This window comes from Ancylobacter aquaticus (assembly GCF_004339465.1).
Taxonomy (GTDB): domain Bacteria; phylum Pseudomonadota; class Alphaproteobacteria; order Rhizobiales; family Xanthobacteraceae; genus Ancylobacter; species Ancylobacter aquaticus.
In genome coordinates this window covers 249999-274304 of record NZ_SMFY01000002.1, presented here as the reverse complement: position 1 = coordinate 274304, position 24306 = coordinate 249999, and the positions used below count along the sequence as shown (strand labels likewise).

The following is a 24306-nucleotide window of genomic DNA, read 5'->3' as shown; positions in this document are numbered from 1 at the left end:
GGCAGGTGGTGACGACAGCCGCCGCAGTCAGCGGCGCCTATGAAAACACGGAGAATCTGCCAGTGTTCCGCCCATCACGGGGCGATGACAAAGCCGATCTCCCGCGACGGTGCATAGATCGGCCAGAGCGCGTTGATGGGGCTGCACGTGAACCGGGATGTCGTTCGGTAGATGGCCGGGCCCGGCGCCGCCTCCGCAGGCACGTTGACGACCGAGACATATTGCTCCTGGCCGATCGGCCCCGCCCCGGTCGCAAAGATCAGCGGATCGAGGATGAAGCGGGTCTGCCGGCTGTCGACGACCATGCGATCGACGATGGTGTCGCACTGGCGAAGGCGGTTGAGTGTGTAGGAGATGCGCAGCGGGCCGCCGGCAGTGGCAGGCCCCTCGGGTTTGGCGGAATAGACCACGACCGGCGGCGACCTATCGGAAACCTGCCAACCGGCCCAGCCGGCGAGCAGGGCGAGCGACATGAGTGTCGTGACACGCCAGATCATTTCGGGCCTCCTGTCGAAGTTACCCAGCCCCAAATCTTCTGAATGGCCTCCCCCAAGGCCGCAGTGGTGATGAAGATTGCGACGGTCGTGTAGAGGCATATCCGCAGGAACTTCGACACGGTCTTCGACGCATCGTAGAAGCGCACGGCCTCGTTGAGCTTGGAGACCTTCTCCTTGTCGAGGCTCAAAAGGAACTCTTTGACCTCGTCATCGAGATCCTCGAAGTGCACTGGCGGCGGCATCAGCGGCCCCTTCCTGACATGATGCGGTCCACCACCTTTTCGGTTGTGCGGCCGATGAAGAAGGCGCCGATCACGGTCAGCATGATGTCGGAGAGCTGCGTCGAGAGCGGATCGGTTGCGCCGAGCGACAGCACCTTGTCCCAGACGACCAGCTTCCAGATGTAGATGACGAACGGCAGTGCGAAGAGCGGCCGAATGATCGCCGTGTACCAGCGGCCCTGCTCGGCAATGAGGATTTCGCGCCCCGCCTTCTGCGCTTCCACCTCGGCGCGGATCGCCTCTTTCGTCACCTCGGTGTGCATCCGCTCCTTTTCGGTCTGCGCATCGGTCCTCTTGTCGAAGGTGTCGAGCACCCGGCCGACTGCCCCGCTGGAGGCGAAGGACAGCGCCCAGGTGGCTAACTTCCAAAGCCAGCCCATGGCTCATGCCCCCGTGTCGCGGCCGAGGCGCACCGCCCGCACCGTCTGGTCGACGGCGTTGCGCGAGCGCAGCCAGAGCACGAGCGAGATGGCGATCACCGCGCCAAAGAACAGCCAAGGCCCGGCGGCGAACAGATCCTCTTTGAAGGGAGAGAGCGCCGACAGGGTATCGCCGGATTGTTCCCACGCGCCATAGATCATCATGGCGACGGTCGCGAACGCCGCCTGCACCTTGGCCCAGAAGCCACCCTTCAGCGCCGCCTGCGCCGCCGGCGGAAGCCGTCCGGCCCCGGCGAGGCTCGCCGCAGTCGCCGTCTCGCGCTCCGGTGCCAGGTGCCGCGTCGGCACGCCATGGGTGAGGATGAACGCCCGGGTCTCCGGGTTCATCTCGCCCGTCGCCGGCAGGCCATTGTCGGTCTGGACGGCGAACAGTTCCGCCCTCGTGCGGGTGCCCATCTTTCCGTCGACGAATCCCGGGTCGTAAAGCGCATCCTTCAGCTGCTGCTGCAGCGCGCGCACCTCGTATTCCGTCATGGCCGGCGCGGCGATCTGCGCCGGGGCAGCCACCAGGTCAATATCGGCCGGCCGCGCCGGCGGCAGCGGCGCCGACCAAGCCGTGTCACGGATGCCGCGCCACTTCACATGCGCCTTGGCGAGCCGCGTGTGATAGCCATGCTTGGCGTATTTCGGGCCGTTATAGGGCCGCGCCACCTCCCGCCAATCCTCAGCCGTCGAGGGGCGATTGAGCGCCGCGATCCGCCGCAAATCATCGTCGATCTTCGCCGCGCGGATGAAGGCGACCATGGCCTCGAGGTGCGCTTCCTCGTCATCGAGGAAGGCGCGCACCATGTCCTGCACGGAGCTGAATCCAATCATGGCGTGGTTCTCGCCAAGGATCTGCGGCAGGCCCCAGCTGCACGCCTTCAGCGCTGCCGTCTCGTCGATCGCCATGGCGCGCACCAGGCGGGGATACTGCTCGCTTTCCTTGCCATAGGGCTTCTGCCCCCACTTCGCATAGGCGAGCCCCTGCGCCACGGCCTTGTCGCGCTTGGCGCCCGACAGGCAACGATAGAAGACATGCGGCTCGAACAGGATGCGCGGGCGGCCCCGGCTGTCGAAGCCGCCGCCCTTGGTCTCCACCTCGATCAGCGCATGGAGTTCATCCTCGCCGACGCCGATGCGCGAGGCGATGCGAGGCAGATCGATGTCGTCGAGCCGCTCCGCGCGGCCCGTGAAGTCGCCAAAGGCGGTCATAGGATCACTCCGATGTCGGGATACGAAAAAGCCGCCCGGAGGGGCGGCTGGGAAATGTGATGGGCTAACGGTCTGGGCCAACTTTAAGAGGCGCGCGACGACCCCTTTGACATCGGTCGATTGTGCCAAGACAATCCGGGGCTCGACCAAAGGTCGTTTCCCAAATTTGGTCGGACGACTGGGGCGCAGGTCCGCAAGCCTGCGCCCCAAAACGCTAGGTGGGTGGCTTGAGAAATGCCAAGAGGCTTCCCAAAGGTCGGCTCTCTCGGCTATAGGCAGCCCCGCCCGACCATTTCTCCGCCAGAGCCTTGGTTAGGTGGCCGGGCGCGCTTTCGGGCGCGTCCGGCAAACTCGCCAGCGGTCGCTAAGCCTCAGCCGAGATGTTCGGCGCCCCGAAGGGGTAGGCCGCCCGGAGGGGCGGCTTTGGATGGGACTATGATTGCGAGTGAGGCACGCTTTGGAGACGGGTGATCGGCGGGCAGTTGATGGCGGCGCAGGTGCAATTTCTCGGTACAGGCGTTTCTATGCGCTGGATGGCCTTCGCGGCGTCGCTGCTTTCATTGTTGTTCTATTCCACGCATGGCCGTTTTTCGGGCGCATAGCACCCGGCGGCTATCTTGCCGTGGACGTCTTCTTTGCTCTTAGCGGGTTTGTGCTCGCTCATCGCTATGAGACGGATTTTCGTCTCGCCTGACGACCTTTTCATTTTTCAAACTTCGTGCCCGGCGGTTTTACCCGGTGTACTTTGTTGGGCTTGTTTTGGGCGCCCTGTTGGCTGCGGCCCTGTTGGCGACAGGTTCACCATCAGCGATTCCGACAGGAGAGTTCTCCATAGCGCTCGCGTCGGCTCTGGTATTTTTTCCGTTCATCTTGGGAGGACCAATTGCGCCCCTCAATGTGCCGGCATGGTCATTAATATACGAGCTTGCGGCGAACGTGCTTTATGCTTGGTGGATGCGACTCGGCGGGAGAGGTCTATATCTAATACTTGCATTATCGTTCTTAGGCTTTTCGTTCTTTTCGTTCATTGATGGGAGTGCAAATATCGGTGTAGATTTTCACCAGATGCCAGCGGGAATACTGCGAACAATTTTCTCATTTAGCGCGGGCATCGCAGTGCACCGCCTAAGGGGGGAAGGGTACAATCACAGCCCATGGGTATACCTTCTGTTCGTCGCGGCGCTGCTTCTTGCGCCTGTCGGCGCCGATTGGCGGGCGATATATGACCTAGTCTGTATCGGGTTTCTTTTTCCACTGTCCATCTGGGCGCTCAGCAAGTGCTCGAACGAAATCGCCCCTAACTTCATGGGTCTTCTTGGTACGCTGTCATTCCCAATGTACGCCATCCACTGGCCGATGATTTGGCTCGTGAACGGGTTTGCAAACCGAATTTCGCCTGACGCACCACCAGTATTTATTGGCGTCGTGTTTTTGTTGATCTTGATTGCGACCAGCTACTTGCTTGAGCAGTATATGGATAGACCGTTGCGCGAACGCTGGAGGTCAAAAGTAGCCCCAGCTCGATAACGAGGCCGGCATCCAGAGGTCGCGCCCTCGCCCCTTTGCTCGCCTCACCTCAAGCGCCACTTGCCGAAAACGCGGCGCCGATAAACCACGTCAGAGGTCGGGATACGAAAAAGCCGCCCGGAGGGGCGGCTTTGGATGGCGTCAGTGGTGGGCGCTTGCGGCGATGGATTAACCAGGCTTGCGCAGATACACGGTTAGTTGCATCCCGCTGTCATTGCGCTTCATCCATGCGCGGGCGAGCGGGTGCAAAAACCTCGGAATTTGGTGGATCGATGCCACGTCGAAATAACTATGGGCGATACTGTATCCGGCCGTGGTCGCATGTCGACGAAAGCTCTCCAATGAGAACTCATAAAGGTGGAACGGTGCGTGCATGGGACTGAGGTTGGTAACGTAATTGGTCCCACGCATCATAAAATACAAGTTGAACAGCTTGGCCATGAAGTGCCCGGATGACGGAACCTCGATCTGGATAATCCCGCCGGGTCGCAGCCACCGCATAGCGGATTCGATAGACTCCGCCGGGTCATACAAGTGCTCAAGCACAGCGCCAAACGTTATGAAGTCGAAGAAACGTTCCTCAAAAATGGCCTCTTCGACCTTCGCATTTTGCAACCGCTCTGCCGAAATTCCGTTCATTTCAAGAGCCTTGTTCCGAAATGGCACAGACGGCTCTATCCCCCAAGTCGCGAAGCCGGCGCGGTCAAGCGCGACCATGGTCTTGCCTAGCCCGGCGCCGATATCGAGCGCCTTCATACCGGGAGTGAAGTCGAGCAGCCGCTTGGCGGTATCGATTTGAATGCCAAAATAGTCTGGTTCGACCGCGAAGTAATGGTCTCGCCAATAGGTCTCCGGAGGTATGCCATAATGATCGTGAATTGATGCAGGGATGGGCATGGGCTGGGAAAATATGAGCCCACAATCGGAACACTTCGCAACACCAACGGCTACCCCTAGTTTTGCTTTCGGGTTTACACCTTGGCTACGATCTAACCTCATGCCAAGGGACTTCGCCTTGGACGCGTCGCCGCCGCACATGTTGCAGACTTCGATGTGTCGGAAATGATATGTCTTTTCCATGAGCCCCCCGAGCATTGCGATAACATATACAGGTGCAACCAGTGGCGCCATGGGGGTACTGGGATGGTAGCGGCAGCCTAACAATATAAAAGCCGACCTGAGGGCGGCTGGAGTGTTCGATGAATGGCGCTTGCGGCGCCCCCCGGCACGGGATTAGGCTACCGCCCCTCAGGGGGAGCGACGACCGTGATCATCAGGAAAGTGCTGGCGCGCCTGCGTCGCTATTTCAACGTCACCGCTGGATGCGGCGACCCGGCCTGCCCCAACAGGAAGCCGGGACAGACGGTTTGCGATGACTGCTTCAATGCGTGGTCGGTGAGGTGAGCAACATGCGCGCGCGGTTGGCAGTGGCGCTGGCCTGCGCGTTCGTGGCGGGCGCAGCGAGTGGTGCCATCGCCTACCGCGCCGGGTTGCATCGCTATCTTGCACCGTCGAGCGCCGCCAGCGTCACGCCGACCAATGAGCGATACGCGCATCGCACGAGCCTGTTTCGGGAATTCCCGGCAGAGGCCGGCATCGTGATGGTAGGGGACTCTCTCACCGAAATGGGCGACTGGCAGTCCATATTTCCCGGCGCCAGCATCGCCAACCGGGGCATAGGGTACGACACGACGGCCGGTGCGCTGGCGCGGGTGGACACCGTGACATCAACGGGGGCGGCCAAGGCATTCCTGATGCTCGGGACAAACGACTTCATGATGGGCAGCGATGTTGAGGCGACCTTCGCCCGCTATAGTGCCCTCATCGAGAAAATGCGCCCGTCCATGCAGATCTACGTTCAGTCCACGCTTTATGTCGGCGGGGGCTGGCGCAGCGAGCGGAACCCGCTGATCGCCGATCTGAACGCCAGACTGCGGGCGAAGTGCGAGGCAGGCGCATGCACGTTCGTCGATCTAAATGCGTCGATCGCTCCCGATGGTGTCTTGCCAGCGCGGTGCAGCATCGACGGCGTCCACCTAAACGGCGCTTGCTACCGCCTTTGGGCCGACGCCATCCGCCCCTACATCACCAGCCCAGCACGCCCTTAACATAGTCCGCGTAGATGCCGTGCCCCGCCGTCGTAGGGTGAACGCCATCCGCCAGCGACGCCGTGGTCATGATTGCTGTCCCGTCGATCAGCGTCACCCACGACTTTCCGGTGCAAGCAGTGGCGATAGCGGACCTGTAGGCGCCAGTGGTCGATCCTGCGGCGTTCGTTGCTTCGACGGCCCGCGAAAGCGGCGTCTGCGCGTAAATTCGCAATCCGGGAAGGGCCGCATGAAGCCTATCGAGGATGTCAGCATACGCGGCGCCAAAAGTCGCGGCATTCCACTGTGCCAGAAAATAGTCATTCGTCCCGATAGCCATCCAGAGGATATCAGGGCGGTGCGCCAGTATCTTGCGAACGAAAGCCTTCTTGGCGGCGTCGTCTACTGCGTCCTCATAGAGAGAGCGCCAGCCATATCCCTCGACGGCAACCTGCACGGGGTGCAGCGCCGCGCGCAATCGCATCGGCCACCCGTATCGCTGGACGGGTGAGGCGTTCGCCCCGACGCCGATACTGTCACCATAAATCAGCACCTTAGTAGACGACCGAAACACCTGTTGCATAGGAGCATTGGCTTTCACCTTTGTCACCCAGGACCCGATAATGTCTTCGCCCGGCCGCTTGGTCTGCAAGCCAGCCACGAAGGAAACCAACTTCGGCCCATCCGGGAGGGTGATCATGCTGGAGCCGGCGCCCAAGCCGGCAGGCGTGATGTCCTGCTGCCATGCCCCGTCGACCGTGACGCCGATCTGGCTGAAACCGGTGTATGTCGTGCCTGAGATGTTGTTGTAGTGGCTCACGGTCATCGCCGTGGCCTCGGTTTCTATCTCGACACGAGCATAGGCGCCGGGCTGCATGCCCCAAGACTGCTGCACGACCTCGCCAGCGTCGGAAAAAGCCCGGCACGGGAAGACGCCACCTTCAACGGCAGGCTGACCCGAGCGGTATTTTCCTGTTCTGGTCAGGCGCTCACGTTCGGCTGCTATCAAATCCCTATCTACAATCAGTATGCCCGCGATTTTCAAGTCGCTGAAAAGCGAGGAGCCCAGACGAGCAAAGAGGTAGAGCGGCCTCGAAGCAAAAGCATTGGCAGCAGTCATCGTGCCGATAGCGCTGATGGTGGGCCATGAGATTTCATCGCCATCCAGCCACGCCCGAACACGGTCGGCCGGCGTGGCCTGTTCGGGGTCGAACTCGACGATCAAACAAAATGGCGAACCGGCAGCCCGCACCTGACTGCTGCAGAATGTATAATCACTGCCGCTGGTTTGCACAAACGGGGTGATATTCCCCGCCGGCGTTGAACGGTCTGTCATCACTCCATAGCCGCCCGTAGGAGCATACCCGTGCTCTACTGCAATCTTTGGCGACGTGGTGGCGGCATCCTGCACGCCGGCTACGACCATCGTCACTTTCGACGCGCCAGTCAGATCGAATGCACTCATTATCATGGCGTCATTCGAGCCATCAGGGTCGAGAATTGTGCCGACAGTGGTATCGGCGAGAGCCGGGGCCTTGGTGCCGTCTGCTTGCACAAAGCCGTCGTAAGACGCTGACAGGACGTCGAAATACTCCACAGCCATCGTTGCGCTGGCCGACCCGGCATAGGAGAGTGAGCCGTCAGCAGCGGCGAGAGCGACTTGCGGCGAAAAACCTACTGCATTCGGAGCAACCCACGCGAGTGCGATATCGTAAAACCCATTGGAGGCCGGCCTTACGCTAGCTTCCGTGTTCGTCGACACGGACACCACGGACTCGGTCGACACGTCGAACACCGCCACTATGGAGCCGGCAGCAAGCGAGCACCGGATGCGATTGGTGAGCTTGACGCGCGAGCGGATCACGTACCGCCTGAGCGCGACGGGCGTGATGGAAGAATGTCGGTAGTAGTGGGCAGCGTTCGCCGTCGTCTCGGTGAGAAGGCGTACCGTCGATACCCCGTCGCTGCCGGTGGCGGTTCCAGCCGTCACCCCCGTCGCGGTAAACCCGGTCATCAGGGTGCGGTCAGTTACAGAATTAATATCTGGATTTGCGACAGACCTGTGCGGGCGAATATATTTTACCGGGTCGCCCGCCACAGCCGGAATGGTGCCTGCGAGATCGGAAAACAAGGCGCGCGGGTCGGTCGCGTCAAACCAGAAACCGCGATCAGTCGGACTTAGAATGCCGTCACCCCACGTCGGATAAAGCCCATGGTCAATGCCGGCGAAGTGCCCCGCCAGCGCGTCGCTGGCCTGGATGGCGGTAACCTTCGCGGTCCGGGCGATCTCGGTCGCGGCAGAGCCATCCCGGCGATAGAGACCGGTGAACGTCACGTCGGCGCCGGTCGCGTAAAACGGATCGCCGTCGGCGACATCGGATATCCCGAGCGCAATAGCGGCCAAAAGTGTCGCCGCCGAGTAGACGCCAACAGCAGCAGCGGCAAGTGTAGTCGCCCCCTGGGCTGCAACAGCAATCGCCGCCGCTGTCTCTGTCGCCTCACGATCCGCAGCCGTCTGGATGGCGTCGGCGGCAGTCGCTTCCACAGCCTCGCCGATCGCGTTTGCCTTGCCGATGAGGGCATTCATTTTAGCGCGGACGGACGATACCAGCTCATTTGCGCTGATCGGAACGAGGGCCATTATCGGGCTCCAAATGTCAGAGATATTCGACGAGCGTAAGCGTCACGTCGGCAAAGCGCCCGAGATCAAGATCGAGATCGCCGGATGTCGCCTCTTCGGGTCGCGCCAGGCAAACCAGGTCACTGAAGTTGACCGCAGTTCCACCCGCCAACGCGCCTCTTAGCGGAGGGAAGATGGCAACAGCGTCTGTAATGAGGACACCCTCCCACCATGGGGAGGGATCAACCCAAGTGTCTTCCTCGTCCCAATACTGGAGCTCTTCATCATGACTGATGACGCGAGTAATGAGGTGAAGACGCTCGCCGCTGACGCTGAAGTAGTGTCCCGCACGCAGTTCGAGCGCGGGGTCGTTAGACGACGCCAGAGATATCTGCGTGGTACGGGCCGCGGCGGCTGACTCGAGCAAAACCGTTGCATCGGCGGCGCCTTCCGGGCGCCATAGCTCGCACATCTTGAAGCGCAGGGGCTCTGCCATCCCCATGCGAGCCTTCATCGCGCGCCATGCGAGCGCTTGCTCGCGCTTGCGGATCGGCACCGTGCATGTGATCGACCAGTAGCCGGCGTCCGAATAGGTCCGCTGCTCCGCCCCGCTGAGGCTGCGCCCGCCGCTAGTCCAGCCGCCCCGGGGATTGACCGTAGTGCTGCGCGCGCGAAGGGTTTCGTCCCACTCGATCGTCATGCCACTGTCTCCGTGAATGGACCGAGCGGTGTGGAGCGAACGCCGGAGCGGTTGACCGTCCGAACCCACCAGTCATAGGTACCGGCGCCGGGGTCATCGCCGATGATCTGTCCGCCGCCAGCGGCGCCGTACACGGTGCGAACCCACGCGACAGGATCGCCAGTCAGAGCCCGACCCACCTCTGTCGCGTAGTAGTTGAGCGACGAAGGGTTCACCCAGGTGATCGTTGCGCCGGTGCCGCCCGGCGTCACCGTGAAGCTTGTGACGTCACCTGCTGGCGTATTGTCGGCGGTGATCTCGACTTCTTCGACATCGGTATAAGGGCCGATATTGCCACTATCCCCGCCAGAGAACCCGGCATGTGCGACTTGCACTTCATAGGTGCGCCCATCTTCGACAACGCCGCTGATGACACGCCATTCGCCGTCCGACGACATCGCGGTCCACGTAGACTCACCCTCTGGCCGAAGCCGTCCGATGGTCGTCCATGGGGTGTCGGCCACTGCGTCGACGCTGGCGCGAATGCGCGTCTGCCACACACCCGCCGAGGGCTGAATGCGCTCCAGCGTGATCTCCAGCCCGGTCGGTAGGGGCGGAACGTCTGCATCCGGTGTGGAGCCGGGGGCTACCGGCGCGGTGCCCTCCTCTGTCGAGGGGCTCCAGGCGTAGGTCTCTTCGGGGAGCGACGAAAGGACGAGGTCACAACTGGCGAGGTCGCCAGAAAGGTTGAAGCTCTCGACGTAGAAGTCGTCATCGAGATCAAGCTCGGGCAGCACGATGTGCACACAGCGCTCGCCAAGGGCGAGAAGCCCGCCAAGATTGGTGCGCAGGGTGAGCTTGTGGCGCGGGTTCTGCCGGGCGGAGAATATCTTGCCCAGCCGCCGCGCCTGCGTCCAACTGGGTACCTGCTCCAAGGTCAAGTCGTTGCTCAGAACGCCAACCTGCGCCTGGCTGGCGAGGTCTTCCCACGGGTCGATCTCGAACGGCTGGTAATCCGCCTCGCGATTGCAGAACGTCAGTTTCAGCCGATTGAAGGCGGCAAGCCGATCGTTCCCCTGCTCATAATGATAGGAGAGGATGTGTTCCGGCCCGAGCGTGACCGTCGGCGCCTCCCAGACACCACCACGAATGGCGACCTTGCCTTCCGCCGTCGGGTAAACCTCGGCGTCGCAACTGGCCAGCAGCAGCCGCAGCACCTCGCGAGGCTCAGCGCTCAGATCGTACGTCATCGCGCAGCGATAGCGGGGCTCTTCTCCGCCACCGGACAGCAACACGTCTTCGTCGCAGATATCGGCGAAGGCGGAGAACGACTCGTCGTCGATCATCCCCGTGGGGATGTTGAAGCCGCGCGGACGGGTCAGGTAATCGCGGATCTCAAGCGCCGGGTTTTCCGAGAAAGCCGTGGCCTCGGTGCGCGGATCGTAAAGCTTCGCAGTGCGCGCCACGACACGAACGGCCGGCGCCCCGTTGGGGTACATCTATGGCGCCGAAAGCATCCCCTTCGTGAGTTGCAGCGGCCCCGGCCGTTTCGGTATCCGCCCGGTCTTCGCGCTCAAGGCGATCGAGGCGCTGGGACGCGGCAATGTCGAAATCTGGTTCACGGCCGAGAACAAGCCCATCCGCCTGCGCAACCCGGATGATCCCACCCTCATCGCCGTCGTCTGGCTGCAGGTGCTGCGCCGCCGCCCCGAGCACGGCGCCCTGTTCGGCGAGGGAGAGGCGGCGTGATGGATTACGTAAGGGCAGAGCATAGCTGCGGCATGGTTCGCCTGTGCCGAAACGACCTCGATCCGGCGGGAGGAAAACCCCAGGCCATCATTCTCGCGACCCTCAATGTCGCACAGGCACGAGAGCTTTCCGTTTTGTTGCAGCACTGCGCCGCCTACGCGGCCGACTACAAGGAGTGCAACGAGCAAGAGGAAATCGGTCGGCTCGAAGCCGAGATCAAAGTGCGCCAGGATAAGCTCGCCAAACTGCGGGGCCGGCCATGACCGCCAACCCCTCCCGCCCCATCACCATCGTCCTGCTCGGCTTCCTCGCATTCTGCCTGGCCGCAATCGACATCCAGCACTTCGGCCTGCTGCGCGCCACGCTCGGCGCCCTCGCAACGTCCGCTTTCGGAGCAACGCCATGAGGCGTATGAGGGTGATTGACGCGGCACCCATGAGGGCGGGGATGCTTGACCTCGACGAGCAGCCCACAGCCCAGAATGACAATCGGCCGCCGCCCGTGCGCGGTCGCCTGCCGATCCGGTTCTGGCTGATCTATGCCGGCTTGGTCGGGGCTATTGCTCTCACCTCGGCATGGTGGGCTTTGAGAGGGGTAGTCCCATGACGGATGATCCCGCCAACCTCCGAGCCGCGCCGCCGCTCTATCTCACCGATCACCAGCTGCGCGACATCGTCGCCCCGCATATCGGCGTCGATCGTTTCCGCTCCATCCTGAAAGCGCTGGAGGCCAAGGGCTTCCCGCGCCAGCACACGCTGTTCCGGGGGCGCTACTACCCCGCCGTGCGCACATGGCTGGACGCGAGCAACGGTCTGGGCAAGACTGCAACCATCGGAATGGCCGCGGATGGCGAAGAAAACTGGGATGCCCCCAAGAAGCGACGCCCCGGGCCTAAAATGGCGGACGCGCACTGACGGGCGCCGCACCGCCTATTGGGTAGCCTCTCAGGTCTGCCGCGACTGCAAGGGCTATCCCGATCGCACGGTGCGTCTGGCCGAGGGTCTGACCGAAGAACAGGTCGCCGCCGCCTGCCGCGACCACACCGAGCGCCTGCGCGAATGGATTGCCACCTTCTCCGGCAGCGATAGGCCCTTGACCGTCTATGACGGCACCATCACCAGTCTTTCTCGGCTCTTTCAGGAGCACCCGGACAGCTCGTTCCGGGAGGTCAAGACCAACACCCGCAAGAGCTATGGTGACAGCCTCAAGGTCATCGAGGCCACGGTCGGCTCGCGCGTCGTGCCCGGCATCACCGTCCTCGACATCAAGCGCTGGTTCCGCAATTGGGGCGCACCAGCGGAAGCAGGCAAGCCCCCGCGCCCCAAGCGCGCGCATGACGCTGTCTCGATGCTCCGCCAGCTGCTGCGCTTCGGGCACGCCCTCGGCTATGACGAATGCGGCACCCTGGCCGAGCGGCTGAAGAACCTGCGTTTCCAGCGGCCCGGCGCGCGCGAGGAGGAAATGGGGCTTGGCCAAGCGGTCGCCTTCATCGCCAAGGCGCTGGAGCTTGGCGAGCGCGATATGGCGATCGGCGTCGCCGCGCAGTTCGAGCTCATGCTGCGCCAGAAAGACATCATCGGCGAGTGGGGGCCGGCCAACCCGGAAGCCGCCGACGCCGTCCATCATGGCGACGAGACATGGACCGGCGCCTTTCGCTGGGAGAACCTCCCCGGCTGGCGGCTGCGGCTGCGCACCTCCAAGACCAAGGCTCGCACGGTCTTCGACTTGCAGTCCTATCCCCTGCTCTTCCCTCTGCTGGAGTCGGTGCCGCATGACGAGCGCGTCGGCGCCATCGTCAAGGGTGAGCACGGCCTGCCAGTGCGCGAGCGGTCATATCGCAAATGGTACCGGCAGATCGCTCGCGCGGCCGGCATCCCGGACTCGGTATGGTCCATGGACAGCCGCGCCGGCGGCGCCACCGAGGCATTCGAGGCCGGCGCCGACATCCGCGCCATCGCCGCGCACCTCACCCATTCCAACCTGTCGACGACGCCGCGCTACATCCGCAAGACGGAGAAGCAGACCGCCGAAGTCGCCCGCCTCCGCGCCGGCAGCCGGCCGGGAGCGCCGAAGGAATAGCAGAACAGCCCGGCATCCCGGCCGGGATGGGAGGGAAGGCGAATGAGCGAACGTCAGAACGGCAGTGAGCCATATCAATGGCTTGAGGGAGTTTCGAATCCTGCTGCCCCGACCAGCCTCATTCCTGCCATCGACCTTATCGGCGGATCAGCGCCAGCCCGCTTTCGGGGTCGATCTGCTTGTGCAGATGGGCCGGCGTTTCCGTGACGATGAGTTCGAGGGTTGGACGGACGAAGCCCTTGGAGAGATGGCCGGCCAAGGCGCTGCCATCACGCCGGCCCAGCACCACATGCACATGCACGGCGGGCGTGCCGTCGGGATTGAGTGCGACATCGCCCGAGAGCGAGGCCACTTCGACCTGCTCGTCGACCGGGATGTCGCGATACTCCTTCGCCTCCCACTCGAAATAGCTGATCACGCCATGGCTGAAGGCGCCTATGGCCGACAGGTGAGCGCCGGTTAGCCCTTCGCGGCGGGCGAAGTCCTGCAGCGCCGCCATCGCTTCCTCGCCAGTCTCCAGTATGACCGCCCAGGTGCGAAGCTCACCTGCGTTTCCGAGTTTCTTGATGATGGCCATGGGCGCCTCCCCTGTTGATGCGGTCTGCACCAACGGATGTGCGCCCGGCGCGTTCCGCTGCCGAACGCTCGGCCGGAACACTGTGATCCGCGATCGGGCAAGTTCGCGCCGCAACTCGAAGATGGCGAGCACGGCATCCGATCCGCCTCGTTGAAGACGGATCGGCGCAGGCGTCACCCGCCGCTGAACAGCCGGTGCTCGATGAGGTCGCCGACGGCTATGCCCTTGGCGCGCACAGTGCCAGCGGGGAGTTCCAGCACGGCCTTGACGGGCACCTGCGAGGAGATGGTGGCGGTGGAGAGTGGCACCGTGTCGGTAGTGATGCTGGCGATGCGCCCGTCCGAGCGAATGAACAGCATGTCGAGCGGGATGTAGGTATTTTTCATCCACATATAGATTGGCTGCTCGGCGCCGAAATCGAACAGCATCCCGGCATTGGGCGCGAGCTCGGTCCGGTACATCAGGCCCTTGGAGCGTTGGGCAGGCGTCACCGCCATCTCGATCTCGATCCCGAGCGGACCCGCCTTGGTGAGGATCGTCAGTTGCTCGACATTCGCACCGGCGGGGACTAGGCCCGCAAGAAGCAGGGCGACAAGCGCCAGGCCGAGCCGCATCCGGCGCATCTGCGGGCCGGCCGCGACGAGAGCGGATGCCGCGCGACCAAATCGCAGGCCGTGGAAGCGCGTGTGGTGGAGACTTATGCTGCCGAAATTCATGCTGCAATTGCGCCGGGGCGCCTTCCCTAGTGAGACGATGGGATGGCGGCACCATCGGGCCGCACTTCGGCAGCCATAAGGCCTTTTGGCCCCGGCCCGAAGCGCACCATCACCATCTGCCCCGGGCGCAGCTCGGCCAGGCCGTGGCGACGCAGCGTCTCCATATGCACGAAAATATCCTCGGTGCCCTCGCCGCGCGTGAGGAAGCCGAAACCGCGCAGCCGGTTGAACCACTTTACCCAGGCTCGTTCAAAGCCGCCCACCGACTGCACCGTCACATGGGTGCGCGCCTGCGGCAGCTGCGAATGATGCAGGGCGGTGGTCTCGTCCATGGACAGGACGCGCAGGGCCTGGAAGCCGCGTTCGCGCGCCACCACCTCGCACACCACCCGGGCGCCTTCCTGTGCCGTGTTGAAGCCGCCGCGCCGCAGGCAGGTGACGTGCAGCATCACGTCGCCGCTGCCATCGTCGGGCACGACGAAGCCGTAGCCCTTGGACAGGTCGAACCATTTGATGCTGCCGGCGATCTGGAGGACCTTGCCATCATGGCGCTCGCCCGGTTCGGCGCCCTGATCCAAATCGTCGCCGAAGCCCGTTCCCGTGCGTGGCAGAGACCCGTCCGACACCATCGGCTGCCTACCTCCAGGAAAGCCATTTCGCCACAGCCGGCGAAAACCATGATTCCGAGAATGAACCATAGCACCCGCCGCCGCCACGAAAACACCGAAATCGATTCGTGGCGCGATTCCCGCCGCCGTCACCGGGCCAGTGCCGCCTCGAACACGTCGCCAATGTCGGCATTGATGACCAGGTCGGCGAGATCGTCGAACTCGGTGGACTCGCGATTGACGATCACCAGAGTGGCGCCGGCGCGCTTCGCCTGCACGGGGAATCCAGCGGCCGGCCATACCACCAGCGACGAGCCGATGGCGAGGAACACGTCGCAGCCGCCACTGAGCGCCCCAGCCCGCGCCATCGCTTCGGCCGGCATGGGCTGGCCAAAGGAAATCGCCGCGCTCTTCACCGGGCCCGCGCAGGCCGGGCAGTCGGGCGCCCTCTCCTGCCCTTCCTCGAATTGCGCCCGGACCCAGCCGAGCTCATAGCGCGCGCCGCAATCGAGGCAAGTGGCGTAGGTGCTGTTGCCGTGCAGTTCGACCAGCCGCTCGTCCGGCACGCCGGAAGCCTGGTGCAGGCCGTCTATGTTCTGGGTGATGATGCCCTGCAGACGCCCCTGCGCGAGCAGCCCGGCCAGCGCCCGGTGTCCGCGTCCCGGCCTCGCCCCGCCCAGCGCCGGCTCCAGCGCGAAGCGCCGCCGCCACGCTTCGGCCCGCATCTCCGGGCTGGCGCGGAAGGACTGGTAGTCGATCGGCCGGTTGCGGGTCCACAGCCCGCCGGGCGAGCGGAAATCGGGAATGCCGCATTCCGTGGAGATTCCCGCGCCGGTAAAGGCAACGCTGGCCCGCATGCCGGACAACACGGCGGCAAGCGCCGCCGCCGATGTCTTGATGTCATCGCCCGTCGTCATATGTTGCGCTCACCCGACCCGCGGACACACCTGCGGCAGCCTTTGAGAGGGATCATGAAGTATCTTCACACCATGGTGCGCGTCACCGATGTCGACGCCTCGCTGGATTTCTACTGCACCAAGCTGGGGCTCACCGAGGTGCGGCGCAAGGAATCGCCGCAGGGGCGGTTCACGCTGATCTTCCTCGCCGCCCCCGGTCAGGAAGGCGTCGCCGAGGTCGAGCTGACCTATAATTGGGACCCGGAAACCTATGGCGAGGGGCGCAATTTCGGCCATCTCGCTTTCGAGGTCGACGACATCTATGCCGCCTGCCAGAAGCTGCAGAATGGCGGCGTGACCATCAACCGCCCGCCGCGCGACGGCCGCATGGCCTTTGTCCGCTCGCCCGACAACGTCTCGATCGAGCTGCTGCAGAAGGGCGACGCGCTGCCGCCGCTGGAGCCATGGGCGTCGATGGCAAATACCGGCAAGTGGTAGCGCGACCCTGAGCGAGCGGGCCGGCACTGCTACGCCGGCCCGCTTGCGGACCGATCCCGGCTTCCTTCCCCTTGCGCGAAACGTGCAGCGTTGTCCGCGCGCCGGCCTGGCAACTCTCCGCGCCATCCGCCGCGCGCGGAGGATGTTTCTGCCGCATGGACGGCAATGCCTGTGGATGACACCGGCACGCCCATCTTGCGCGCCGCCGCGCGCCACCCTATAAGGCCCCGGCCTGCGCGCCCTTCGTCTATCGGTTAGGACGCCACCCTTTCACGGTGGAGAGAGGGGTTCGACTCCCCTAGGGCGCACCAGGCTTTCTCCATGGCTATTCGACGGGTCCAGCCCGGCTGCATCGGAGAGACTCGACGCTCCGCCGGCGAGTTCCTTCGACCGGCCCAGCGGCCGCTGGCGTGCGATGTATTCGCACGGGCGTCATCGCTCCGCGCACCCGTATCTAGGCCGATGCCTCCATAGGCCGGAACGGCTGCCCTCCCGATCTCTTTGCCCATCCCGCTGTTCGTCGTGAACGTCGGCAGCCCGCTTTATCGTTCCCCGCGCCGCAGCTATGGATAGGGCGTCAAAGACTGCCCGAATGGCATTCTTCTCACGCTGCAGGGTCACGGAAATTGCCGACGAGGCCAGCCAACGAAACCCGGCGGAACAAGCCATCCACCGTCCGCACGCTGTCGCGGCGCGTGTCTTTTGCCCACCAGGTCGCCAACAACCTGCGCGATCGGATCATCCGCGGCGACCTGCCGCCAGGCGATCGAATCGTCGAGCGCACCCTGTGCGAGACATTGGCGGTGTCCCGCACCCCGCTGCGAGAGGCTCTGAAACTGCTTGAGGCAGAGGGGCTGGTCGAAATCTCACAGCACAAGGGCGCCCGGATCATGTCCTTCACGGCGGAGGAAGCCTCGAACCTGTTCGAGGTGATCGCCGGGCTGGAAAGCCTCGCGGCCGAGATTGCGGCAGGGCGCATAGAAGCGGCAGAGCTTGATGAGCTCGCCGACATGCACGCACGGATGATGGTGCATTATCGACGCCGGGAGAAAGATCCGTATTTTGAACTCAACAGCGCCATCCACGACCGGATCGTTCACCTCTCGCTTAATCCGATCCTGATCGCCACCCATGCGAGCCTGATGCTGCGCGCGCGGCGCGGCCGCTATATCGCGATCGTCGATCCGCTGCGATGGGAAGAATCGGTGGGTGAACATGAGGCGCTTATGGCCGCCCTGCACGCCCATGACACGGAGGCGGCGCGCCGTGCCTGGAAGCGCCATCTGCTGCGTACCGGCGAGACGGTTTGTGCGGTGCTGGCCGAAGCCGACCGCGAGCGGCAGCGGGCTCTAGCAATGCCGGCGGCATGACACGCTGAGCTGGAGCCGAGCAGTCTGCCGTTCGGGAAGACTTGCCGGCGGCGCGTCTGCGCAAAGAGTCGGCAGTTCTGCGGCCGATAAGACGGCATCCGTCACACGTTCCCGCCGCCACCGGAAACGCCAAGACACGCTCCCGAAATGAGAAAAGGCCGGCCGCGCAAGCGCCCGGCGGTGCGGCCCTGCGCGCAGGACGCCCAAATAGGCACCGCGCTGCACAATCTATAAGCGCCACCAAGCTGGTCCATGTGAACTAAGTAGCTGTATATAGTAAGCTAAATCAGATGGAATGCAGTCTGACCCTTGACCTGACCTTGGCCTGACGCCTTGAGATAGAAAGAGATTGCCATGTCATTCCGCCTTTCCGCCGCTGCAACACGGCGCCATTTCCTCTCGCTTTCCGGTCTCCTGCTGGCAGCTGCGACCGCCCTGCCGCTTGCCGGCGGGCCGGCCCGGGCCGAGCCCGTAACGCTGGAAGCCATCAAGAAGGCCGGCGTGGTGAAAGTGGGCGTGGAGGCGGCGTACCGGCCGTTCACCTTTCGCGACAAGGGCGAGATCGTCGGTTACGACGTCGACCTCGCCAAGGAGATTTTCGCGCCTCTCGGTGTGAAGGTGGAGTTCATCGACACCGCCTGGGCGGGCGTCATCCCGGCGCTTTATGCCGGCAATTTCGATGTGATCATGACCTCGCTGACCTACACCAAGGAGCGCGTGGCGAAGGTCGGCTATTCCATTCCCTACACCGAAGCGACCCAGGAAATGCTGATCCGCGCCTCGGATGCGGACACCATCAAGAACCTCGATGGAATGGCCGGCAAGACGCTGGGCGTGAAGCTCGGCTCGGCCGGCGACACAATGAAGACGAAGCTGGAAGAGAAGCTGAAGGCGGACACCGGCAAAGGCTTCGCCGAGGTGAAGGCCTATGACGACCATCCGGCCGCCTATCTGTCGCTCTCCCAGGGGTCCGTCGACGGGGTCATCAATTCGCTCGCAACCCTGACCCAGGTGATGAAGGACGCACCCGGCAAGTATGTCATCGTGCGCGACATCGGCCCGCGCAATTGGGCCGGCATTGGTACCCGCAAGGAAGACATCCAGCTCATCGACTTCCTCAACGAGCGCATCAACGCGCTAAAGGCGGACGGCGCGATCTACAAGCTGCAGGAAAAGTGGTTCGGCACGCAGATGAAGCTCTCCGACAAGATCCCCGACTTCTCCTGAGCCTTGCGCGGGGGGCGATGCCCCTCCGCTCCCAGGTGCGGCGATGGCCGGCCGCTCGATCACGGTTTTAAGCTCACATGACCATTGACTGGGCCATCGTCGAGATGGCGATCCCCCTGCTCGCCGTCGGAACGGTGATGACGCTGAAAATCGCGTCGCTCGCCGCGCTGTTCGGCCTCACCGGCGGCATCGGGCTCGGCCTCGTTTCGCTTGGTGGCTGGACGTGGGCGCGCTGGCTGGTGCGCGCCTATGTCGATTTCGTGCGCGGCACGCCGCTGCTGATCCAGATCTTCATCGTGTTCTTCGGCCTGCCGCTGATGGGCTTCCGCCTGGGTGAATTCTGGGCGGGGGTGATCGCGCTCTCGATCAACTGCGCCGCCTATGTTGCCGAGATCGTGCGCGGCACGGTGGGGTCGGTCGAGAAGGGGCAGACGGAAGCGGCGAAGTCGATCGGCATGACGCAGGGCACCATCCTGCTCCACATCCTGCTGCCGCAATCGATCCGGCCCATGGTGCCGGCCCTGACCAATGACGTGATCACGCTGCTGAAGAACACGTCGCTGCTTTCCGTCATCTCGGTCTACGAGCTGACGCGCTCGGGGCAGGCGGTCATCGCCTCGCACTTCGCCCCGCTCGAAATCTTCGCCCTTCTGGCGATCTATTACTACGCCATCATCTCCGTGCTTTCGTGGGTTTCGCGGGTGATCGAGCGTCGGCTTCCGGCCTGGTGACCGCATGACAAACGGAACACGATCCGACGTTGCGCCTCCCGTGCCCGTCGGGCCCCTGCTTTCCGTGCAGGGATTGCGCAAAAGCTATGGCGACCGGGAAATCCTGAAGGGCATTTCCTTCGATGTCATCGCCGGGCAAACCCTGGTGCTGATCGGGCCGTCGGGTTCCGGCAAGACCACGGTGCTGCGCTGCCTGAACTATCTGGAAGTGCCGGATGCCGGCACCATTGAGCTAGCGGGCGAGCCGATCGGCGGCGCCTATGTCGGCGAGCCGGCGCACTGGACCCCGCTTCCCGAGGTCCGGCTCGCCCTGCAGCGCCGCAAGTTCGGCTTCGTGTTCCAGCGCTTCAACCTGTTTCCGCATCTGACCGCGCTCCAGAACGTGGCCATCGGCCCGCGCAAGGTGCTCGGCCTGTCACGGCCGGCGGCCGAGGCGCGGGCGGCGGAGCAGCTTGCCCGTGTCAGCCTTGAGGACCACCTGCACAAGCGCCCCTCCCAGCTTTCGGGAGGTCAGCAGCAGCGCGTGGCAATTGCCCGGGCTCTCGCCATGGAGCCGCGCATGATCCTGTTCGACGAGCCGACCTCGGCACTCGATCCGGAACTGGTGCATGAAGTGCTCGACGTGATGGGGACGCTGGCGCGCGAGGGCATGACGATGATCGTCGTGACCCACGAGATGGGCTTTGCGCGGCGTGCTGCGGACAGGCTGATCTTCATGGCCGACGGCCGCATCGTCGAGGAGGGAGCGCCGGAGGCGGTGTTCTCGGCACCGCGCGAGGAGAAGACACAGCGCTTCCTCGCCCACATTCTGAATCGGTGAAGCAGATGTCCGAACCGCTCTATGATCTTGTCGTCACCGGCGCCACCGCGCTGACCGGCGCCCCCGCCTCCCAAACCATCGAAAACGCGGTGATCGCGGTCTCGCAGGGGCGCTTCGCGCGGGTGGAGGCCGCGCGCCCGGGCGAGGCGCCCCCGCCGGCGCTGAAAACCCTGCACCTGCCGGGGCGGGTCGTCACGCCGGGGCTGGTGAATGTGCATACGCACGCCAATCTGAGCCTGGTACGCGGGGTCGCGGAGGATCTCGGCTTCGCGCCGGCCTATACGCCGGGCATACCGCAGGGCCACATGGTGACGCCGGAAGAGGCGTATGCGATCGCCCGGCTCGGGGCGCTTGAGGCGCTGCTCTTCGGCTCCACATTGATCAACGACACCTTCGTCCACGCCGATATCGTCACGCCGGCCATGGCCGATATCGGGCTGCGGGTCTGGTCCTGCGGGCGCATTCACGACGTGGACTTCTCCGGCGTCTCGGTCGGGCGGTGGGACTATGTCGATGCCATCGGCGAGCGGACGCTTGCCGAGGCAATCGAGCTCGCCGAGCGCTATGACGGCAAGAGCAACGGGCGTATCGGCGTCCAGCTCGCCGCCCATGCGCCGGACACCTGCTCGACGCCGTTCCTGCGGAGGATCGCGCGGGCGGCGGAAGAGACAGGCCTTCGCGTCACCACCCATCTCTCCCAAAGCAAGATTGAGGTTGCCCGCATCCGTGAGCGGGACGGCAAGAGCCCGCCCGAACTGCTCGACGAGCTTGGCCTGCTGAACGATCGCCTGACCGCTGCGCACTGCATCCATGTGAGCGACACTGACATCGCCCGCATCGGGCGGGCCGGCATCCATGTCGCCCATATCGCCAAGGGCAACGCGACCGGCGCGACCATCGCGCCGACGCACAAGCTACGCGCCGCCGGTGCCCGACTGGCGCTCGGCACCGACAACATGCACGCCGACATGGTGGAAGTGATGCGCTGGGCGCTCGCGGTCGGGCGAATTCAGCTCGGCGCAGTCACGCCCGACTGGCAGCCGGAAACGGTGTTCGAGATGGCGACCATGGCCGGTGCGCGCGCCATGGGGCTTCAGGACGAGATCGGCAGCATCGAAATCGGCAAGCGTGCCGACTTCGTCGCCTTCGATTTCCGCCAGCCGCATTTGACGCCGGCGATCAATCCCCTGGGGAACCTCGTCCATGTCGCGCAGGGCCGCGACGTCGAGATCGTGGCGGTTGATGGCGAACTGATGGTCGAGAATGGGCGGCCGACCAAGGTCGACGCCGATGCCATTCGTCGCGAGGCGGCTGTCGCTATCGAAGCCTTGTGGAAGCGGGCCCGCGGGAACTGAACGATGCGTATCTTGATGATCAACCCCAATACATCCGTCCTCATGACGGAGCGGATGGCCGAGAGCGCCAGTCACTCTCTCGCGCCCGACGTCGATCTGGTGGCGATGACCGCTCCGCACGGCATGCCCTACATCTCCAGCCGCGCCGAAGCCCTCATCGCCGGCGCGACCACTCTTGAGATGATCGCTGCGCATCAGGATGGCATGGACGCAGTGGTGATCGCGGCGTTCGGCGATCCCGGCTTGGTTGCTGCGCGCGAGCAATTCGACCTGCCGATCACGGCGATGGCGGAGGCGGCGATGCACACCGCCTGCATGCTCGGGCACCGCTTTGCGATCGTCACGTTCACGCAGGTGATGACGGCCTGGTACGAGGACGCTGTCGCGCTGGCGGGCCTGCAAGCTCGCTGTACCGGCGTTCGTGTGCCGGATGTCGGGTTTCGATCGATCGACCATGTGCAGGGCGAACTCGAAGAGGCGCTGATCGAGCTGTGCTGCCGTGCCGTGACGGACGACAAAGCGGACACGATCATCCTCGCCGGTGCACCGCTGACCGGATTTGCCGCGAAGGTCGCCGACCGCGTGCCGGTGCCGCTGATCGATCCCCTCGATGCGGCGGTCGGTCAGGCCGCATTGCTGGCGCGGCTGCGTACACGTCCCGCGCGTGCGGGGCGGTTCGCGCGCCCACCCTCGAAGTTGGCGACCGGACTGCCGCCTGCGCTGGGAGCATGGATCGAGCATCGCACATAGACGTCCGGGAACCGCTGGCCGATGTGGTTACGTCTGTCAGACTTCGGGAATGTCAGGTACTGCCTGGTCCTCCGGCGAGGGCTGAAAGTGCGGCTCTTCCGGCCCAGAGGGGGGCAATGGTCATGCCGGCTTTCGGTCACGCCCCTCCTGGACGGACGGTTGCGCAGATAAAAGTGCTGCCGAGCGCACGCGCCGCGCGATTAAATGTGGAGGCCTGCGCGGTTGTCAGCACGTCGTCCATGTCACTCAACGCCACCGCAAAGAGCAGAGCGTGTCGCGCCTGTTCGTCCGCAGCGTCGGCACCCTTCCCGCCGGCTTGCGCCTCGATGCGCCGCGAGACCTGATCGAGCTCCATTATCCGGCTTTTGAACTGACCCCAGGCCGCTTCCTGAGCCGGCTGGATGTGAAGCTCGGCGCGCAGGCGCGTGAGCCGCAGCGGAAGAGCCGGCTCTAGGGCAGACGCGGCGGCAGGCGCGGTCTCGCGCACGGTTCCAAAGCCGACCGAGCGTTCTGTGTCGAGCGCGACGAACGCGATCGTCGCCGCCGTCGCGCCAATCATGACGATGCGAGCACCAACCGGAAGGGTAGTCATCTCTACATTATCTGCTTCGGATGTGAGGCGCTTTCGCAGGCTCGCATAAAGGTGAGAAATGTTAACGCTCGTGTGTTGCGCCAATCAAGGTTTCACCGTACGAATATTGATATAAAAAATCACAGCGACGCTTTTGCGGCGCACAGTCTTGCATTGTGATGTCCTCTATCGCCCGATCCGTGCATATTGTCCATATGTTGCGGTATAATGTTACATTAGCTTGAAAAATGGCAGGAGGGGTCATGAGCCTGGGCGTGATGGTCAGTTCTGCTGCCTTGATCATCTCGCTTCTGGTCACTGCCATTAAGTTCGTCGACTGGCTTTCCCATTCAGACCCGCGCAGCATCATGCGCATGGGGCGCCTCGGTCTGCTCGCCTTAGCGGTTATGTCCATCCCGGCACTCATGACGCTTCTCGCCACTCAGCAGTGGACGGGAGCGATGCTGCTCGGCTCGGCAATGCTGCTCGGGCTTGCGCTCGTCAACTGGCGCCGGCTCGTTCCGCGTCGCGCTTTCCGTCCGCTCTGGCAGGACGAACCCGGCTATGGACCTCTTCAGCGTTCCGAGCCGGCGCATCGCCCGTCAGGGCCCGATCCGGAACTAGCGCGCCGGGCTGCCATTGTGCTGCAGGACTACCTTGCGCTGGCCGGCCGAGAAGATGATGTCGGCCGCCTCTCGAACGACGAACGTCCCGATGTCGGTGGCGGGCCGGATGGGGGGGCGATGGGGGCGGGCGAGGCGATGGCCCTGCTCGGACTCCAGCCGGGCGCGAGCGCGCCCCAGATCCGGGCGGCACATCGGCGGCTGATGCAGCTCGTCCATCCCGACCGCGGCGGCACCGACTATCTCGCCATGAAGATAAATCGCGCCAAGGACGTGCTGCTTGCCAGCGCGGCCTCCTCCACGCGGCCAAAGGCCAAGCGCGGTTCAGCGGTGCGCAAGCCCTCCGCCGCGAGCCGAGCCTCGGGGCACACAGCGACGGACGCGTCGGATCACGGCGCCTGACGTCCGGAC

Annotated in this window: 29 protein-coding genes and 1 tRNA gene; 17 read left to right on the top strand and 13 right to left on the bottom strand. The window is 64.0% G+C overall.

From position 1 onward, the window contains the following. Positions 1 to 74: 74 nt before the first annotated feature. The 4 genes from EV667_RS10835 to EV667_RS10820 are packed head-to-tail and all read right to left on the bottom strand — an operon-like array spanning position 75 to position 2412. Complete coding sequence (locus tag EV667_RS10835; RefSeq protein WP_131835361.1) at positions 75 to 497, bottom strand: hypothetical protein; 423 nt, start codon at positions 495 to 497, stop codon at positions 75 to 77. Continuing rightward, positions 494 to 739 (bottom strand): hypothetical protein, encoded by a 246-nt coding sequence (locus tag EV667_RS10830; RefSeq protein ID WP_131835360.1) that lies wholly within the window; start codon positions 737 to 739, stop codon positions 494 to 496. The genes EV667_RS10835 and EV667_RS10830 overlap by 4 nt, the downstream gene beginning before the upstream one ends. Beyond that, positions 739 to 1158: a hypothetical protein gene (locus tag EV667_RS10825; protein WP_131835359.1), complete on the bottom strand. Its 420-nt coding sequence runs from the start codon at positions 1156 to 1158 to the stop codon at positions 739 to 741. The genes EV667_RS10830 and EV667_RS10825 overlap by 1 nt, the downstream gene beginning before the upstream one ends. Before the next feature lie 3 nt (positions 1159 to 1161). Beyond that, entirely contained in the window at positions 1162 to 2412 is a 1251-nt protein-coding gene (locus tag EV667_RS10820) for an N-acetylmuramidase domain-containing protein (RefSeq protein ID WP_131835358.1), read from the bottom strand. Between the two features lie 445 nt (positions 2413 to 2857). Between EV667_RS10820 and EV667_RS23230 the strand changes: the two genes are divergently transcribed. Together EV667_RS23230 and EV667_RS10810 are read left to right on the top strand one after the other, a co-directional pair. Continuing rightward, on the top strand, positions 2858 to 3106 hold the full coding sequence (locus tag EV667_RS23230) for an acyltransferase family protein (RefSeq protein WP_425359027.1): 249 nt from the start codon (positions 2858 to 2860) through the stop codon (positions 3104 to 3106). Beyond that, positions 3103 to 3939 (top strand): acyltransferase family protein, encoded by an 837-nt coding sequence (locus tag EV667_RS10810; RefSeq protein WP_131835356.1) that lies wholly within the window; start codon positions 3103 to 3105, stop codon positions 3937 to 3939. Before EV667_RS23230 ends, EV667_RS10810 begins: the two co-directional genes overlap by 4 nt. Before the next feature lie 168 nt (positions 3940 to 4107). Here EV667_RS10810 and EV667_RS10805 read toward each other — a convergent pair whose 3' ends face one another. Beyond that, positions 4108 to 5019, bottom strand: a complete 912-nt coding sequence (locus EV667_RS10805; protein ID WP_131835355.1) for a class I SAM-dependent methyltransferase — start codon at positions 5017 to 5019, stop codon at positions 4108 to 4110. 329 nt (positions 5020 to 5348) lie between these two features. Between EV667_RS10805 and EV667_RS10800 the strand changes: the two genes are divergently transcribed. Continuing rightward, on the top strand, positions 5349 to 6047 hold the full coding sequence (locus EV667_RS10800; protein WP_131835354.1) for a GDSL-type esterase/lipase family protein: 699 nt from the start codon (positions 5349 to 5351) through the stop codon (positions 6045 to 6047). Here EV667_RS10800 and EV667_RS10795 read toward each other — a convergent pair. From EV667_RS10795 to EV667_RS10785, 3 genes are read right to left on the bottom strand one after another with little or no spacing between them, the layout of a single operon-like run. Next, positions 6025 to 8667, bottom strand: a complete 2643-nt coding sequence (locus tag EV667_RS10795; protein ID WP_131835353.1) for an SGNH/GDSL hydrolase family protein — start codon at positions 8665 to 8667, stop codon at positions 6025 to 6027. The genes EV667_RS10800 and EV667_RS10795 overlap by 23 nt on opposite strands. Before the next feature lie 16 nt (positions 8668 to 8683). Then, the gene (locus EV667_RS10790; protein WP_131835352.1) at positions 8684 to 9346 is read right to left on the bottom strand and encodes a hypothetical protein; all 663 of its coding nucleotides are present in this window, start codon (positions 9344 to 9346) and stop codon (positions 8684 to 8686) included. Continuing rightward, positions 9343 to 10824 carry a phage tail protein gene (locus tag EV667_RS10785; protein ID WP_131835351.1) on the bottom strand — a complete coding sequence of 494 codons (1482 nt, stop codon included), beginning with the start codon at positions 10822 to 10824 and terminating at the stop codon, positions 9343 to 9345. The genes EV667_RS10790 and EV667_RS10785 overlap by 4 nt, the downstream gene beginning before the upstream one ends. A gap of 25 nt (positions 10825 to 10849) precedes the next feature. On the opposite strand from EV667_RS10785, the gene EV667_RS10780 reads away from it, so the two are divergent. The 5 genes from EV667_RS10780 (at position 10850) to EV667_RS10765 (ending at position 13153) form a co-directional block, all read left to right on the top strand. Beyond that, complete coding sequence (locus EV667_RS10780; RefSeq protein WP_245516109.1) at positions 10850 to 11074, top strand: hypothetical protein; 225 nt, start codon at positions 10850 to 10852, stop codon at positions 11072 to 11074. After that, the gene (locus tag EV667_RS10775) at positions 11071 to 11337 is read left to right on the top strand and encodes a hypothetical protein (protein ID WP_131835350.1); all 267 of its coding nucleotides are present in this window, start codon (positions 11071 to 11073) and stop codon (positions 11335 to 11337) included. The genes EV667_RS10780 and EV667_RS10775 overlap by 4 nt, the downstream gene beginning before the upstream one ends. Further along, entirely contained in the window at positions 11334 to 11480 is a 147-nt protein-coding gene (locus tag EV667_RS22570; RefSeq protein WP_165901596.1) for a hypothetical protein, read from the top strand. The genes EV667_RS10775 and EV667_RS22570 overlap by 4 nt, the downstream gene beginning before the upstream one ends. A gap of 196 nt (positions 11481 to 11676) precedes the next feature. After that, positions 11677 to 11988, top strand: a complete 312-nt coding sequence (locus tag EV667_RS10770) for a hypothetical protein (protein WP_131835349.1) — start codon at positions 11677 to 11679, stop codon at positions 11986 to 11988. After that, on the top strand, positions 11939 to 13153 hold the full coding sequence (locus tag EV667_RS10765) for a tyrosine-type recombinase/integrase (RefSeq protein ID WP_245516108.1): 1215 nt from the start codon (positions 11939 to 11941) through the stop codon (positions 13151 to 13153). The genes EV667_RS10770 and EV667_RS10765 overlap by 50 nt, the downstream gene beginning before the upstream one ends. 136 nt (positions 13154 to 13289) lie before the next feature. On the opposite strand, the gene EV667_RS10760 is transcribed toward EV667_RS10765, so the two are convergent. The 4 genes from EV667_RS10760 to EV667_RS10745 all read right to left on the bottom strand — a co-directional run bounded on the left by EV667_RS10760 (position 13290) and on the right by EV667_RS10745 (position 15971). Further along, entirely contained in the window at positions 13290 to 13730 is a 441-nt protein-coding gene (locus EV667_RS10760) for a PPC domain-containing DNA-binding protein (protein WP_131835347.1), read from the bottom strand. 173 nt (positions 13731 to 13903) lie between these two features. Continuing rightward, positions 13904 to 14446, bottom strand: a complete 543-nt coding sequence (locus EV667_RS10755) for a DUF192 domain-containing protein (protein WP_245516107.1) — start codon at positions 14444 to 14446, stop codon at positions 13904 to 13906. A gap of 26 nt (positions 14447 to 14472) precedes the next feature. Further along, on the bottom strand, positions 14473 to 15075 hold the full coding sequence (locus tag EV667_RS10750) for a cold-shock protein (RefSeq protein WP_131835346.1): 603 nt from the start codon (positions 15073 to 15075) through the stop codon (positions 14473 to 14475). Between the two features lie 128 nt (positions 15076 to 15203). After that, a complete protein-coding gene (locus EV667_RS10745; protein ID WP_131835345.1) occupies positions 15204 to 15971 on the bottom strand; it encodes an SIR2 family NAD-dependent protein deacylase in 768 nt (255 codons plus the stop codon). Positions 15972 to 16025: 54 nt separating this feature from the next. Between EV667_RS10745 and EV667_RS10740 the strand changes: the two genes are divergently transcribed. The 8 genes from EV667_RS10740 (at position 16026) to EV667_RS10705 (ending at position 22701) form a co-directional block, all read left to right on the top strand. Continuing rightward, positions 16026 to 16448: a VOC family protein gene (locus EV667_RS10740; RefSeq protein WP_131835344.1), complete on the top strand. Its 423-nt coding sequence runs from the start codon at positions 16026 to 16028 to the stop codon at positions 16446 to 16448. 236 nt (positions 16449 to 16684) lie between these two features. Continuing rightward, positions 16685 to 16759 (top strand) — tRNA-Glu (locus EV667_RS10735). Positions 16760 to 17143: 384 nt separating this feature from the next. Further along, complete coding sequence (locus EV667_RS10730) at positions 17144 to 17818, top strand: GntR family transcriptional regulator (RefSeq protein WP_207907737.1); 675 nt, start codon at positions 17144 to 17146, stop codon at positions 17816 to 17818. A 354-nt stretch (positions 17819 to 18172) separates the two neighbouring features. Then, the gene (locus EV667_RS10725) at positions 18173 to 19045 is read left to right on the top strand and encodes a transporter substrate-binding domain-containing protein (RefSeq protein WP_131835343.1); all 873 of its coding nucleotides are present in this window, start codon (positions 18173 to 18175) and stop codon (positions 19043 to 19045) included. A gap of 77 nt (positions 19046 to 19122) precedes the next feature. Next, positions 19123 to 19776, top strand: coding sequence for an amino acid ABC transporter permease (locus EV667_RS10720; RefSeq protein ID WP_131835342.1), 654 nt, complete (start codon positions 19123 to 19125; stop codon positions 19774 to 19776). 4 nt (positions 19777 to 19780) lie between these two features. Beyond that, on the top strand, positions 19781 to 20596 hold the full coding sequence (locus EV667_RS10715) for an amino acid ABC transporter ATP-binding protein (protein WP_131835341.1): 816 nt from the start codon (positions 19781 to 19783) through the stop codon (positions 20594 to 20596). A 5-nt stretch (positions 20597 to 20601) separates the two neighbouring features. Beyond that, positions 20602 to 21951, top strand: a complete 1350-nt coding sequence (locus tag EV667_RS10710; RefSeq protein ID WP_131835340.1) for an amidohydrolase family protein — start codon at positions 20602 to 20604, stop codon at positions 21949 to 21951. Between the two features lie 3 nt (positions 21952 to 21954). Then, positions 21955 to 22701 (top strand): aspartate/glutamate racemase family protein, encoded by a 747-nt coding sequence (locus EV667_RS10705; RefSeq protein ID WP_131835339.1) that lies wholly within the window; start codon positions 21955 to 21957, stop codon positions 22699 to 22701. Positions 22702 to 22837: 136 nt separating this feature from the next. Here the strand turns inward: EV667_RS10705 and EV667_RS10700 are convergent, their stop codons facing one another. Further along, positions 22838 to 23293 carry a hypothetical protein gene (locus tag EV667_RS10700; protein ID WP_131835338.1) on the bottom strand — a complete coding sequence of 152 codons (456 nt, stop codon included), beginning with the start codon at positions 23291 to 23293 and terminating at the stop codon, positions 22838 to 22840. Between the two features lie 242 nt (positions 23294 to 23535). Here EV667_RS10700 and EV667_RS22720 point away from each other — a divergent pair, with 242 nt between their 5' ends. Further along, positions 23536 to 24297 (top strand): J domain-containing protein, encoded by a 762-nt coding sequence (locus tag EV667_RS22720; RefSeq protein ID WP_207907736.1) that lies wholly within the window; start codon positions 23536 to 23538, stop codon positions 24295 to 24297. The last annotated feature ends 9 nt before the right edge of the window (positions 24298 to 24306 follow it).

Coding starts and splice junctions, on each gene's coding strand:
- EV667_RS10795 (WP_131835353.1), bottom strand. CDS start 8,667: ATGGCCCTCGTTCCGATCAGCGCAAATGAGCTGGTATCGTCCGTCCGC.
- EV667_RS10755 (WP_245516107.1), bottom strand. CDS start 14,446: ATGAATTTCGGCAGCATAAGTCTCCACCACACGCGCTTCCACGGCCTG.
- EV667_RS22720 (WP_207907736.1), top strand. CDS start 23,536: ATGAGCCTGGGCGTGATGGTCAGTTCTGCTGCCTTGATCATCTCGCTT.
- EV667_RS10805 (WP_131835355.1), bottom strand. CDS start 5,019: ATGGAAAAGACATATCATTTCCGACACATCGAAGTCTGCAACATGTGC.
- EV667_RS10770 (WP_131835349.1), top strand. CDS start 11,677: ATGACGGATGATCCCGCCAACCTCCGAGCCGCGCCGCCGCTCTATCTC.
- EV667_RS10750 (WP_131835346.1), bottom strand. CDS start 15,075: ATGGTGTCGGACGGGTCTCTGCCACGCACGGGAACGGGCTTCGGCGAC.
- EV667_RS10705 (WP_131835339.1), top strand. CDS start 21,955: ATGCGTATCTTGATGATCAACCCCAATACATCCGTCCTCATGACGGAG.
- EV667_RS10825 (WP_131835359.1), bottom strand. CDS start 1,158: ATGGGCTGGCTTTGGAAGTTAGCCACCTGGGCGCTGTCCTTCGCCTCC.
- EV667_RS10820 (WP_131835358.1), bottom strand. CDS start 2,412: ATGACCGCCTTTGGCGACTTCACGGGCCGCGCGGAGCGGCTCGACGAC.
- EV667_RS10830 (WP_131835360.1), bottom strand. CDS start 739: ATGCCGCCGCCAGTGCACTTCGAGGATCTCGATGACGAGGTCAAAGAG.
- EV667_RS10740 (WP_131835344.1), top strand. CDS start 16,026: ATGAAGTATCTTCACACCATGGTGCGCGTCACCGATGTCGACGCCTCG.
- EV667_RS10835 (WP_131835361.1), bottom strand. CDS start 497: ATGATCTGGCGTGTCACGACACTCATGTCGCTCGCCCTGCTCGCCGGC.
- EV667_RS10760 (WP_131835347.1), bottom strand. CDS start 13,730: ATGGCCATCATCAAGAAACTCGGAAACGCAGGTGAGCTTCGCACCTGG.
- EV667_RS10700 (WP_131835338.1), bottom strand. CDS start 23,293: ATGACTACCCTTCCGGTTGGTGCTCGCATCGTCATGATTGGCGCGACG.
- EV667_RS10790 (WP_131835352.1), bottom strand. CDS start 9,346: ATGACGATCGAGTGGGACGAAACCCTTCGCGCGCGCAGCACTACGGTC.
- EV667_RS10710 (WP_131835340.1), top strand. CDS start 20,602: ATGTCCGAACCGCTCTATGATCTTGTCGTCACCGGCGCCACCGCGCTG.
- EV667_RS10720 (WP_131835342.1), top strand. CDS start 19,123: ATGACCATTGACTGGGCCATCGTCGAGATGGCGATCCCCCTGCTCGCC.
- EV667_RS10800 (WP_131835354.1), top strand. CDS start 5,349: ATGCGCGCGCGGTTGGCAGTGGCGCTGGCCTGCGCGTTCGTGGCGGGC.
- EV667_RS10715 (WP_131835341.1), top strand. CDS start 19,781: ATGACAAACGGAACACGATCCGACGTTGCGCCTCCCGTGCCCGTCGGG.
- EV667_RS10765 (WP_245516108.1), top strand. CDS start 11,939: ATGCCCCCAAGAAGCGACGCCCCGGGCCTAAAATGGCGGACGCGCACT.
- EV667_RS10725 (WP_131835343.1), top strand. CDS start 18,173: ATGTCATTCCGCCTTTCCGCCGCTGCAACACGGCGCCATTTCCTCTCG.
- EV667_RS22570 (WP_165901596.1), top strand. CDS start 11,334: ATGACCGCCAACCCCTCCCGCCCCATCACCATCGTCCTGCTCGGCTTC.
- EV667_RS10745 (WP_131835345.1), bottom strand. CDS start 15,971: ATGACGACGGGCGATGACATCAAGACATCGGCGGCGGCGCTTGCCGCC.
- EV667_RS10785 (WP_131835351.1), bottom strand. CDS start 10,824: ATGTACCCCAACGGGGCGCCGGCCGTTCGTGTCGTGGCGCGCACTGCG.